This window comes from Phytohabitans maris, from assembly GCF_031085175.1.
Taxonomy (GTDB): domain Bacteria; phylum Actinomycetota; class Actinomycetes; order Mycobacteriales; family Micromonosporaceae; genus Phytohabitans; species Phytohabitans maris.
The window spans coordinates 229024-241794 of sequence record NZ_JAVHUY010000001.1; the positions used below are offsets into that span (position 1 = coordinate 229024).

At 69.5% G+C, this 12771-nt stretch carries 9 protein-coding genes; 4 read left to right on the forward strand and 5 right to left on the reverse strand.

Annotated features, from left to right (window positions below):
* Positions 1 to 6: 6 nt before the first annotated feature.
* The 5 genes from RB614_RS01055 to RB614_RS01075 all read right to left on the reverse strand — a co-directional run bounded on the left by RB614_RS01055 (position 7) and on the right by RB614_RS01075 (position 5177).
* Positions 7 to 879, reverse strand: coding sequence for a carbohydrate ABC transporter permease (locus RB614_RS01055; protein ID WP_308710377.1), 873 nt, complete (start codon positions 877 to 879; stop codon positions 7 to 9).
* On the reverse strand, positions 876 to 1832 hold the full coding sequence (locus RB614_RS01060; protein ID WP_308710378.1) for a carbohydrate ABC transporter permease: 957 nt from the start codon (positions 1830 to 1832) through the stop codon (positions 876 to 878). Before RB614_RS01060 ends, RB614_RS01055 begins: the two co-directional genes overlap by 4 nt.
* Before the next feature lie 59 nt (positions 1833 to 1891).
* Positions 1892 to 3286, reverse strand: a complete 1395-nt coding sequence (locus RB614_RS01065; protein ID WP_308710379.1) for an ABC transporter substrate-binding protein — start codon at positions 3284 to 3286, stop codon at positions 1892 to 1894.
* Between the two features lie 314 nt (positions 3287 to 3600).
* On the reverse strand, positions 3601 to 4143 hold the full coding sequence (locus tag RB614_RS01070) for a dihydrofolate reductase family protein (protein WP_308710380.1): 543 nt from the start codon (positions 4141 to 4143) through the stop codon (positions 3601 to 3603).
* Positions 4144 to 4160: 17 nt separating this feature from the next.
* Positions 4161 to 5177, reverse strand: coding sequence for an RNA polymerase subunit sigma-70 (locus RB614_RS01075; protein ID WP_308710381.1), 1017 nt, complete (start codon positions 5175 to 5177; stop codon positions 4161 to 4163).
* A gap of 312 nt (positions 5178 to 5489) precedes the next feature.
* Here RB614_RS01075 and RB614_RS01080 point away from each other — a divergent pair, with 312 nt between their 5' ends.
* From RB614_RS01080 to RB614_RS01095, 4 genes are all read left to right on the forward strand, one after another.
* On the forward strand, positions 5490 to 7565 hold the full coding sequence (locus RB614_RS01080; RefSeq protein ID WP_308710382.1) for a LamG-like jellyroll fold domain-containing protein: 2076 nt from the start codon (positions 5490 to 5492) through the stop codon (positions 7563 to 7565).
* Positions 7566 to 7593: 28 nt separating this feature from the next.
* On the forward strand, positions 7594 to 8862 hold the full coding sequence (locus RB614_RS01085; RefSeq protein ID WP_308710383.1) for an RNA polymerase sigma factor: 1269 nt from the start codon (positions 7594 to 7596) through the stop codon (positions 8860 to 8862).
* Positions 8863 to 9090: 228 nt separating this feature from the next.
* The gene (locus RB614_RS01090; protein WP_308710384.1) at positions 9091 to 11151 is read left to right on the forward strand and encodes an acyltransferase family protein; all 2061 of its coding nucleotides are present in this window, start codon (positions 9091 to 9093) and stop codon (positions 11149 to 11151) included.
* A gap of 109 nt (positions 11152 to 11260) precedes the next feature.
* Entirely contained in the window at positions 11261 to 12703 is a 1443-nt protein-coding gene (locus RB614_RS01095; RefSeq protein ID WP_308710385.1) for a hypothetical protein, read from the forward strand.
* The last annotated feature ends 68 nt before the right edge of the window (positions 12704 to 12771 follow it).

A 12771-nucleotide genomic window follows, 5' to 3' on the forward strand; every position in this document is an offset into this window, starting at 1 on the left:
AAGAACCTATCCCTTCAGGCTGCCCGCGGTGAGGCCGGACATGATGCTCTTCTGGAAGATCAGGAAGAAGACGATGGTCGGGATCGCGGCGATGACGGCGGCCGCGACCACCACGTTCATCGGGGTGCCGCCGGAGAACGCGTAGATGCCGACGCTGACGGTCCGGGTCTCCGGCGACGGCATGACCAGCTTCGGCCAGAGGAAGTCCTTCCACACCGCGGTCACCGCGAAGATGGAGACCACGCCGAGGATCGGCCGGGACATCGGCAGGATGATCGACCACAGTGTACGGAGCGGCGTCGCACCGTCCATGATGGCCGCTGACATGATCTCCTCGGGGATCGAGTCGAAGAAGCGCTTGAGCAGGAAGATGTTGAATGCGTTCGCCACCGCGGGCAGCCACAGCGCCAGCGGCGAGTCGAGCAGGTTGACGTGCAGGATCGGCAGGTCGATGACCGTCACGTACTGCGGGATGATGAGCACCATCGCCGGGATCATCAGGGTGGCGAGCATCAGCGCCAGGATCACGTTGCCGAACGCGGGGCGCAGCTTCGACAGGGCGTACGCCGCCGCGGTGTCCAGCACGAGCTGGAAGACGAGCGCGCCGGCCGCGTAGTAGAACGTGTTGAAGAGCAGCTTCGCCAGGTCGAGCTGGTGCCAGGCGTCCGTGTAGTTGGTCAGCCGGGGATCCTCGGGCCACAGCGTCGGCGGGGTCTGGGCGATCTCCTGCCCGGACTTGAGCGCACCGGTGACCATCCAGTACAGCGGCCCGACGAAGACCAGCGTGAAGACGACGATGACGACGGTGAGCAGGGTCCAGTACATGTACTTGCCCCGCCCGCGCCGCATCTGGGCGGAGGAGATCAGGGTCCGGGTCATGTCTCGTCCTGTCGCGAGGTGAGGCGCACGTACACGAAGGAGAAGCCGCCCAGCACGACGAGCATGATCACGCCGAGCGCGGCCGCTCCGTTGAGGTCGTTCTGGAAGAAGCCGTGCTGGTAGATGAGGTACGCGACCGAGGTCGCCGAGTCCTGCGTACCGGCGCCGTTGGCGAGGATCAGCGGCTCGATGAACAGCTGCATCGTCGCCACGATCTGCAGCATCGCCATCAGCGACAGGATCAGCTTGGTCTGCGGGATCGTCACGTTCCAGATCCGGCGCCAGATCCCGGCGCCGTCGACCTCCGCCGCCTCGTAGAGCTCGCCCGGGATGTTCTGCAAGGCGGCGAGGTAGATGAGGACGGCGGCGCCCATGTTCATCCACGTGGACGCGATGACCATCGCCGGCATCGTCATCGTCGTGGACTGCATCCACTCCGAGGTGGGCAGGTGCAGGAACTTGAGGATCGCGTTGAACAGGCCGGCGTCGCTCGGGTCGTACGCGTAGTACTTGAACAGGAAGAGCGCGGACGCCGGCGGCAGCATCACCGGCAGGTACACCAGGATGCGCAGGTAGCCCTTGGCGTGGCGGAACTCGTTGAGCAGGATCGCCACGAGGAACGGCACCGCGTAGCCGAGGATCAGCGCCAGCGCGGTGAAGTAGAACGTGTTCTTCCAGGCGGTCCAGAAGCTCGGGTCGTTGACGATCCGCTCGTAGTTGTCCCAGCCGACCCACGTGGTCTCACCGCGCCGCGTCCGCTGAAAGCTCATGACGATTCCGCGGATCATCGGGTACCAGGAGAAGACGGCGAAGCACACGACGGCGCCGAGGAGGAACGCGTACCCGGTGAGGTTGCTCTGGATCCGGCGGGTGCGGCGGCCGCGCCGCCGCGCTGGCGGCCGAGGGGGTCCGGAGACCTTGGCGGGCTTGCCCTGTGCCGTGATCGTCGCCATGAAGACTCCAGTGTGGACGGTGCGGGGGCCGTCGGCGTCGGCCCCCGCACGCTGGGTTTTCAGCTACCTGTGCCGCCCGTGGCGAGGACCTGGTTCACCTTGTCCTCGGCCGTCTTCAACAGCTGGTCGACGTTGGCTTTCGGGTCGGTCAGCACCGCGGACATCGCCGCGTCGAGCACCGCGTAGATCGCCTGCGCGTTCGGCGGCTCCACCTTGACCGGCACCGGGTTGTTTTCGAAGACCGCGAAGTCCTCGACGGTGATGTTCGCGTTCGCCTTGCGCTGCTCGAGCTCCTGCCCGTACGCGGCGCTGCCGACGGTGAACAGCTGCGGCTGCGGCAGGCCGACCGGGTAGTTCTGCGGCTTGGCCCGCACGTAGTCGAACTGTCCCTTGCCCGGGGTGAGCTTCTGGTACGCCAGCCACTTCAGGCCGGCCTCGACCTGCTCCTTGCTCAGCCCCTTCTTGAAGAAGTAGCCCTCACCGCCGCCGAGCGTCGCCTTCGCCGCGCCGTCCTGGCCGGGCATCGGTCCCATCGCCCAGTCCTGGTACTTGCCCTGGAACTGGGTGACGATCGCCTGGGTCGCGTCCGGCGCGCCGATGAACATGCCGACCTTGCCGGCGCCCGCGTTGGTGAGCAGGTCCGGCCACTGCAGCAGCTGCTTCTCACCCACGCTGTTGTCGGTGAACCGCATGTCCTTCAGGGTCTGCAGCACCTGCTTGCCCATCGGGTTGTTGAAGTCGGCCTTCTTGCCGTCTTCGGTGACCATCTGCCCGCCCAGCGAGTAGAGCTCGGCGGTGAAGTGCCAACCGCCGGTGTTGCCCGCGCTGTACTCCGAGTACCCGGCGATCCCGTTGCCGAGCGCGGAAATCTTCTTCGCGGCCTCGCGGACCTCGGCCCAGGTCTTCGGCGGGTTCTTGACGTCGAGCCCGGCCTGCTGGAAGAGGTTCTTGTTGTAGACGAGCCCCATCGAGTAGTTCTTCGTCGGGATGCCGTAGACCTTGCCGCCGTCGGTGAAGGCGGCCTTCGCACCCGCGTCAACACTGTCCCATGTGGACACCGTCGAAGCGCTTACGTACTCGGTGATGTCCATGACCTGTCCGGAGTCGAGCACCTGCTGCAGGTCCGTCATGTATCCGTAGAAGACGTCCGTCGTCGTGCCGCCCTGGAGTCGGGCGGTGAAGTCCGGCGGGTTGTTGCACTGGGTGCCGACCGATACGCTCTTGATCTCGATGTTCGGGTTTTCCTTCTGGAACGCATCGACATCCGCGTTCCAGTTGGCCAGAAGCTCCTTTTGCGACGCGACCGGCTGGCAGTCGACGGTGATGGAGACCTTGCCGCCAGCCGACGACGACCCGTCGTCGTCACCCTTCGTGGAACAGGCCGCGAGGCTCAGCCCCGCGACACCGGCCGCGGCCGCTACGGCGACGACCCTTCGAAACAGCGGTGCGGACATTGTCCTTCCCTTCGGGAACTCCGGTTGCGTCATCGGTGCCCTGCGGTGACGCGTCACCGCGGTGCGTCCTTCTACTCGGCGGTGCGGATTACTTGCTGATGTCGATCGATGGCTGGCGCACCGGATCTCGTGCACAAGCGCAAGTGGAGTCACCGTAGCTAACGCGACATATTTCTGCAAGGTTTCGATCGAACTCTGCAAAGTCGAGACTCAACCGTGTTTGATCGTTGACGGACACGCGTGTTCCGTACCTAATGGGGGTTTAAATAGCAAAAGGGCGGTTGCGTGACCGCAACCGCCCTGAAATCAGCCCGTCACCGCGGCAGGACGCGCGTCCAGATGTTGGTCGCCAGCGGGCCGTGGGTCAGGCTGATCCGCTCCAGCGGCACGTTGTCGCCGCCCGGCCGCTCGAACAGCCGCGTGCCGTCGCCCAGCAGCACCGGCGCGACGCTGACCAGGACCTCGTCGAGCAGGCCCGCGTCCAGGCAGGCCCGCGCGGTGCTGGCGCCCAGGATGCTGACGTACTTGTCGCCGGCCGCCGCCTTCGCCGCGGCCACCGTGCTCTCCAGGTCGTCCATGAACGTCACGCCGGGCACCGGATCGGCCGGCACGTGGTGGGTGAGCACGAACGTCGGCCCGTCCCACGCACCGCCGAACGCCCCCTCGTGCTCGGTGCCCCTGTTGGGGTCGTCGCCCTCGAACGTGCGCCGGCCGACCAGCAGCGCGCCGACCCGGTGGACCAGGCTGTCCATCTCCGGATCGGGCCCGAAGTACGGCTTCAGCCAGGACATGTCGCCGCCGTGTCCGGCGATGAACCCGTCCAGCGACATCGTCGCCCCGTACAGCATCTTTGCCATGAGCTGCCTCTTTCCCGTCAGGTGTGGGGTACACCCGTTGAGACGCCGCCCGGCGCGAAAGTCATCGGTAGCTCGAACGCGGCGAAGAGGCTCGTGTCGTGGAAGGCGCTCAGCTCGGCGATCCGGTCGCCCTCCACCCGGATGACCCCGATCGCGAACGCCCGGTACGTGTCGTCGCCGGGCGGGCACACGTACGCGGCGACGGCGGGCATGCCGTTGGCCGCGGTCGGCACCATGCGGAACCTGCCCACGTAATACGGTCCCGCCGGGTCCCAGCTCACCCTGAGGGTGGCCAGCACCGCCTCCCGGCCGGCGAACCACATCGGCCACGGCGGCATCACCGCGCGGATGTCGGCGGCGAGCAGGCCGGCCAGCGCGTCGAGGTCGGCCCGCTCGACCGCATCCACGTACCGCCGGACGACGGCCAGCTCCTCGTCGGTCGGGCCGAGCGGGTGCGCCCAGTCGAGCCGGTGCTCCGGCAGGTGCTCGCGGAGCGTGGCGCGGGCCCGCTGCAGGGCACTGTTGGTCGAGGCGACGCTGGCCTCCAGCGCCGACGCCGCCTCCTTCGCCGGCCAGCCGAGCACGTCGCGCAGGATCAACACGGCCCGCTGCCGCGGCGGCAGGTGCTGGATCGCGGCCAGGAACGCCAGCTCCATCGTCTCCCGCGTGACCGCGACCGAGTCCGGCTCGCTCTCCACCGGTGCCGCCGCGTCGGGAAAGGGTTGCAGCCACGGGATGTCCGTGCGCGGCGGCAGGTCGGCGGTCGGGTCGGACGCTGGCGCGAGATGCTGCGGGAGCACCCGGCGGGCCCGGCCGCGCAGCGTGTCGAGGCAGGCGTTGGTGGCGATCCGGTACAGCCAGGCCCGCGGTGACGAGCGCCCGGCGAAGCCGTCCCAGCCCTTCCAGGCCCGCAGGAACGTCTCCTGCACCAGGTCTTCCGCCTCGTCGTACGAGCCGACCATGCGGTAGCAGTGCACCCGCAGCTCCCGCCGGTGCCGCTCCACCAACCCCGCGAACGCGGACTCTTCCCCCATAACCGGGAACGCTACCGTGGCGAACCCTGGACCATCGGACAGACTTCGCCGATCTCTCTTGCGTACACGCCACCCCGCACGGGTATCGTGCGCACGCTTTTCCACATGTCGATCGTCTAACGGGGGGTCCCGGTGCGTTTTGCTCGATTGTGGACGGTGGCGGTCGCCGTCCTGGCTGCGGTGCCGTCCTTGGTGGCGGCGCCGGCCGCCGCCGCGGCATCCCACCGGCCGCGCGATGCCCGCCCGGGCGCGCCAACCAACCTTCAAGTCTCCGGAGTCGCCTGCACCGAAGCGGGGATCCTGATCGGTACGGTGACACCGAGGTTCTCCGCGGTCTTCCCGGACGCCGACGCGCACGAGTCCCTCACCGGCACCTGGGAGTGGCTGGAGGTGCCCGCCTCCGGCACCTGGGGCCCATCGACACCGCGCCTGCCCGCGCCCCCGCAGACCACGGTCTCGGCCAACACCCGGGCCACGTCCGCCGAGGTCTCCGGGCTCTCCCATGAAAAGCGGTACGCCTTCCGGGCCAGGGGCACCGACCCGGCGCCGCAGAGCCAGACCAGCCCGTGGTCGCGGTGGTGCGTGTTCACCGTCGACATAGAGGCTCCGCCGGTGACGGTGACGACCGTGACGCCGCCGGTCGGGGTGGGCCAGCCGGGCACGTTCCGCTTCGACTCGCCCGCCTCGGACGTGGTGAAGTTCCGCTACGGCTGGGGCGAACCGGGCACGTCGGAAGTGCCCGCGACGGCTGGCGGGACAGGGAAGACCGCGACGGTGACGCTGGTCCCGCCGGGCATCGGTCTCAACCTCCTCTTCGCACGGGCCATCGACGCCACCGGCCTCCGTGGTCCGGCCAGCTCGGTCGATGTCGTCGTGTCGCCTCCGTCGGTGGCGGTGGCCGTGTGGCTGCTTGAGGCATATCCGGGCATCACCGAGGAGGACGCCCTCGCCGACCAGGGCGAGAGGTCCGGCTTCACCCCGCTCACGCCGTACGGCCTCACCTGGGCGCCCGACGTGCGGCTGATCGGCGCGCGCACCGCCGGGTTCGGTGGTGCCGCCACCTCGTTCGCGTCGGCCGGCGCGCCCGTCGTCAGCACCTCGCAAACCTTCTCCGTCACGGCGTGGGCGCGCACCCCTTCGCTGCCGTGCACCGGGAGGCAGACCGTGGCCTCCATCGACGGTACGTATACCAGTGCCTTCGCGCTGACGTTCGACTGCGCCACCGCGAAGTGGGGCATGCGGCTGGCCGACGCCGATCGGGCCGGCGCGGCCACCGTGGACGCCTGGGCGCCCACGCCCGCGAAGGCGGGGCTCTGGCAACACCTGATCGGGAGCTGGGACGCGACCGCTCGTGAGGTGCTGCTCTACGTCGACGGTGTCCGGGTAGCCGCAGCGACACCGGCCGGCGGGTGGCTGGACACGTACGGCGACGGCTGGGACGCGACCGGACCGTTCGTGCTGGGGCGCGACCGGCTCGACGGCGCCGACGGCGGTGGCTTTGCCGGCCAGATCGCGAACGTGCGCGTTTACGACCGCCTGCTCCTCGCCGGAGACCTGTTCGGCGACCCGGCCACGTCCACGGTGGGCGTGGTCCTGCCGACCCCTGTGGGCAGGTACACGTTCGAGACCGGCGGCGGCACCTGCTACGACGACACGATCGATCCCACGTACTGCATGGAGCTGGCGCTGGACCTCTGGGCCCGCAACCTGTTCCTCACCCGCGGCACGTGGGTGGAGTCGGAGTCGGGGGCCAGCGTCCTGGAGCTGGACGGCACGCACTGGGCCGAGGAGGGCGACCCGCTGCACGGCGTCGCGACGGTGGAGTACGGCGTGACGAAGCGAAACGTGGCCGAGCTTGGCGAGCCCGAGCAGTGGGTGGACGCGCCGGTGCTCCGCACCGACCAGTCGTACACCGTCTCGGCATGGGTGCGCCCCGACCGGGTGGCCGGTGACGACATGACCGTGCTGGCGCAGCGGGGCAGTGACCGGTCCGCGTTCCACCTGGGCGTCCGCAACCGCACGGAAGGCGGCGTGACGCGGCAGCACTGGACGTTCACCACCGCGCCGGCCGACGGGCCGAGCGCCGAGCCGGCCGCTACCGCGGTGGCGCCGCAGCCGTTGACCGTGGACGACACCACGACCTGGACCCACCTGGTCGGGGTCTACGACGCCACCCGCGGCCAGATCCGGCTCTACGTGAACGGCGTGCTGGCGGCCACCGCCGACCAGTCGTACGCCTGGCAGGCCAGCGGGCCACTCGTCGTAGGCGCCGCCGGATCGGGCGCGGCCGCCGGTGAGCTCTGGTTCGGCGGCGTCGACGACGTGTACGCGTTCCGAGGCGCGATGACCGACGCCCAGGTGGCGGAGCTGCACGACCAGCAGGACTGACCACCGCTGGCGTGGTTGTATCGGGGGCGTGGCTGGGACTGAGGTCAAGCGGACGATCGAGGCGGTCTGGCGGATCGAGGCGGCGCGGCTGATCGCCGGCCTGGCGCGGATGACGCACGATGTCGGGCTCGCCGAGGAGCTCGCGCAGGACGCCCTCGTCGCGGCGCTGGAGCAATGGCCTGAGTCGGGTGTACCGGATAATCCCGGCGCCTGGCTCATGGCCATCTCCAAGCGCCGCGCGATCGACCACTTCCGGCGGCGGGAGCGGTTCGAGCGCAAGGTGGAGCAGCTCGGTCGCGACCTGGAGACCGAGCACACGCCCGACTTCGACGCGGCCGTCGAGGATATCGAGGACGACCTGCTGCGCCTCGTCTTCACGGCCTGCCATCCGGTGCTTTCCACGGAGGCCCGGGTCGCGCTCACGCTGCGGGTGCTCGGCGGCCTGACGACGGACGAGATCGCCCGGGCCTACCTGGTCTCGGAGTCGACCGTCGCGCAGCGCATCGTGCGGGCCAAGCGGACCCTCGCCGACAAGGGGATCCCGTTCGAGGTGCCCTCGGGTGCCGAGTTGCCCGAACGGCTTTCGTCCGTACTCGAAGTCATCTACCTGATTTTCAACGAGGGCTATACGGCCACGGCAGGCGACGACTGGATGCGGCCGGCGCTGTGCGAGGAGGCATTGCGCCTCGGGCGCATCGTCGCCGAACTGATCCCGAACGAGCCGGAGGTGCACGGGCTCGTCGCGCTCATGGAGATCCAGGCATCGCGTTCCGCGGCTCGCACGGGACCCGCGGGTGAGCCGGTGCTTCTGCTCGACCAGAATCGGGCCCGCTGGGATCAGCTGCTCATCCGTCGCGGCCTCGCCGCGCTCGACCGCGCGGAAAAGCTCGGCGGCGCGGGCGGACCATATGCGCTCCAGGCCGCGATCGCGGCCTGCCACGCGCGGGCCCGGACCGCCGAGGAGACAGACTGGGTACGGATGACCGCGCTCTACGAGGCACTGGCGATGACCGCGCCGTCGCCGGTGGTGGAGCTAAACCGGGCGGTGGCGGTGGCCATGGCCTTCGGGCCGGAAGAGGGTCTCAAGCTTGTGGACGATCTGGCCGCCATGTCCGCCCTGAAGGACTACCACCTGCTGCCGAGCGTGCGCGGCGATCTGCTCGCCAAGCTGGGCCGCGCTGACGAGGCGCGCGTCGAGTTTCTGCGGGCGGCGGAGCTTACGCGCAATGTCCGGGAACGAGACCTGCTGCTCGAGCGCGCCCGGGCCAGTCAGCCTGGCACCGCACCGGAATCCTGATCCACCGTGCGGCGGTGGCGGCCGCGATCGGCTGGCCTGCCGATGCACTCCTCCGGTAACAGGAGCCTCGGCCGCTCTGGCGCCGCATTGAGGCTAGCGGCAAGTCTGGCGCGGCCCCCTGCGGAAACAGCGCTCCAGTATCGTGATCGCCGCTGACATCAGTCGGCCGACGAGCCGTCGCAGGCTGCCGCGCGTGCCAAACAGCTTCAAAGGGAAGGAAAACCGTAGATGTCGGTCGGCTACGCACAGCGGCAGCGCGACACCGTTACCGTGCCGAAGACGGCGGGTTTCCGCCCGGACGTGCAGGGCCTGCGTGCCGTCGCGGTGCTGGCCGTCGTCGCTGACCACCTATTGGAGTATCCCGATGGTGGGTTTGTCGGAGTTGACGTCTTCTTCGTCATCTCGGGCTTTCTCATCACGTCCCTGCTGCTGCGCGAGCACGACCGTACCGGCACGATCTCGTTCAAAGGCTTCTACGTCCGCCGGGTGAAGCGGATCCTGCCGGCGTCCCTGCTGGTCCTCCTCACCACCGGTGTCTCGTCGTATTTCCTGCTGGGTGGCGACCGGTTCACGCTGACGGCGAAGGACATCCTCGCGTCGGTTCTCTTCGCCGCCAACTGGCGATTCGCCATCCAGGGCACCGACTACTTCCAGGAGGGGCAGCCCCCCTCGCCGGTGCAGCACTTCTGGTCGCTCGCGGTCGAGGAGCAGTACTACCTTTTCTGGCCGTGGCTGATGCTCGGCCTGCTGGCGCTCGGCGTGCGCTATCTGGCCTGGAACGGGCGCCAGCGCAGGGTCGCCGTGGGCGTCGCCATCGGCGCTGTCACCGTCGTCTCGTTCCTCTGGGCGTTTCGTGAGACCGCGTCGGAGCCGACGGTGGCGTACTTTTCGACGCTGTCCCGGACCTGGGAGCTCGGCGTTGGCGCACTGCTCGCCGTTCTCGGCAACGCCGTCGCGATCCGGTCGGCCGCCGTCCGGGCGGTGCTGGGCTGGATCGGCCTGGCCGGCATTCTCGTCTCCCTTTTCGTGGTGCCGCCGTCGCCCGGCTTTCCGGCGCCGTGGGGTGCCCTTCCCGTGCTCGCGACCGCGCTGGTCATCGCGGCCGGCCAGGGTGGCGAGCAGCGCTACCTGTGGCCACTGACCAACCGGGTGAGCCGCTATGTCGGCGATGTCTCGTACTCGTTGTATTTGTGGCACTTTCCGGTCGTGATCCTGCTGGCGGCCGTGCTGCCGACCGACTCGGCCAGGTACTACGTGGTGGCCCTTGTCCTGATGGCCGTCCTGTCGGTGAGCTCGTACCACCTGGTGGAGGATCCGATCCGGCGCTCGTCGTGGCTGACGAGCCGGCCGCTGGTCCCGGGCGCCCGCCTCGGGCTGCGCCCCGGCTTGGCCGCCGCCATGATCGTGACGTCGGTGACCGCCACGGTGGTGGTGCACGGCTGGTCGACCGAGTCGCCGGCGGCGGGCCCGACCGCGGCGGAGCAGCGCTGCCTCGGTGCGGCCGCGATGGATCCGGCGCTCGGCTGCGGTCCGGTGGCGGGCAACTTCGTCCTCCCGGCGCCGGCCGCCATGGCCAAGGACACGGCTGGCGCGTTCGACTGCTGGATCGACGAGGGTGCGCCGATGAAGGTGTGCTCCGACGGCCAGCCGGGAGCCGCCCGGTCCGTCGCGCTGCTCGGCGACAGCCACGCCGCGATGCTGCTCCCCGGACTCCGGGCGCAACTGGACGCGTACGGCTGGCGGCTCGACAGCTACACCGGGTGGGGCTGCCAGTGGATGCGGACCGGCACCGGCAGCACCTGCGACGCGGCGATGAAGGACATCCAGGAACGCCTCGTGAACGGACCGAAGTACGACATCGCGATCGTGACCGGGGCGCGCCACAAGACCGCGAAGGACAAGGACTGGGTCTCCCGCATGTACGCGGAGGCGTGGCGGCCGGTCGCGGCCCGTGGCACGAAGATCGTCGTGATCGCCGACAACCCTGGCGTGCCGCCGTCGGCGCTGCAGTGCGTGCAGCGGGTCGGGTTCTCGGTACGAGAGAACGACTGCGTCATCCCGGTCGAGGACGCGTACGCCGAAGTCGACGCGCTTGTCGCCGCCGCCGCGATGGTGGACGGGGTCGGCCTCGTCGACCTGCGGCCGTTCTACTGCGACGACACCTCATGCCCGGTGGTGATCGGAAACGTCATCGCCTATCGCGACACCGTCGGCCACATCACGGGGACGTTCAGCAAGACGCTCGGGCCGTACCTGGTGAAGGCGATCGACACTGCGGCGGCCGGCTGAGCGGGCCGAGGGCCAGCTTCGACCGGATCCGGGACTGAGCCGGCAGCGCCTGATGGGATAGAGCGGCGTCTGACTAGTATCCCGAGGGAGGCAACGCGGGGAGGTTGGGATGCAGCCAGGCAGTCCGTTCCATCTGATCGAGACGCTGGGCTCGTGTCAGGTGGGCAATGTCTGGTCGGCCGTGGACGCCCAGGGCAGGTCACTGACGGTGGCGGTGCTCGACGCGTCGGTAGCCGCGGACCAGCGCTGGCGCGAGGCGTTCGCGGAGGCGGCCAACCTGCTCAGCCGGGAGGGCAGGCCGCCCTTCCTCTACGCCGACTTTTCCGCTTCGGCGCCCTTTGTGGCTTATGCGGTTGACGGCTTCATGGGGGCGGAGCAGGTCTTCCAGGCACTGGGGATGGAGTACCAGCTGGTCCCGCCCGACGTGGAGTACGCGCTGCCGCCGGTGAACGAGACGCCCGCGGCCGCGGAGCCGTACGCGGACCTGCTGCAGCAGCCCGGAGCGGCCGTGCCGGATCCGCCGACGGCTCCCGTCGCCGACAACGCGCCGGCGCCGGCACCGGGCGCGGACCACGCGCCGGCGGACCTGGAAGCGACGCAGCCCACGGCGCCGTCCTCGGCGCCGCCGGGCCCCTGGACCGTGGAGAGTCCGGCAGCCCTGCCTCCACAGCCCGTGTCCCCGCCGCAGTCGCAGTACCCGCCCATCCAGCCGGTGTCGGCATCTCCCATGCCGGTGTCGGGGTCTCCGATTCCGGTGTCGGCCACGCCGCACTCGCCGATGCCGTTCTCGCCGGCGCCGCATTCGCCCAGTTCAGGGCCGATCCCTCCGGCTGGGCCCGCGCCGTACGACCCGTACTATCCGGGTCCTGCCGCCAGCCCGAAGCGGCGCACCGGGCTGATCGTTGGCGCCGTCGCGCTGGTCGTGATCGTGCTGCTTGGCGGTGGCGGCTTCGTCGCGTGGCAGGCGCTCGGAAACGAGAAGGAGGAACCGCGCACGCTCCCGACCGCGACGTCGGCGGCACCGCTGCCGACCGTCTCGCCCCTGCAACCGGGCCTGGAGCCGCCGCGGGTCGGAGACTGGCCGGTGTGGCCGGTCTATGCCAAAGGTGCCCAGGTGGCCACGCACGACCTCGACGGCCTAGGCTTCAAGCTCACCCTGCCGGCCAACTGGGAATGTACCCCGGGCGGCCAGGCGGAAGGGTTCGTCAAGTACAACTGCGGTGCCAAGCCGAGCGTCGGAGTGGAGATCGGCGGCGAACTGATCGTCCGCGACTGCCCGCAGCCGTGCGACGACCAGCGGCAGGTCGACATGCGCAAGGCCGAGGAGGCGTGGGGGCTGCAATGGCGTTTCGCCGGCGAGTACGCCGTGCTGGCCGAGACGGTCAAGCTCGACGGCGGCACGCGTTATGGCCTTGTGATTGTCGCCTTCTGGCGCAGCACACCCGAGGGTGCGATCGACCGCCAGCTCGTGTTTCGCATGACCAGCCCGTCCGATTGGCTCAACGACCTGCGTCGCGTCGCGAACGGCGTCCGGGACCAGACGAAGTTCTGATCCGATCTATGATGTGCGCGCGAGCGACCGACCACCCCAGCTCGGTACATGCAATCTCGCACGCGGCA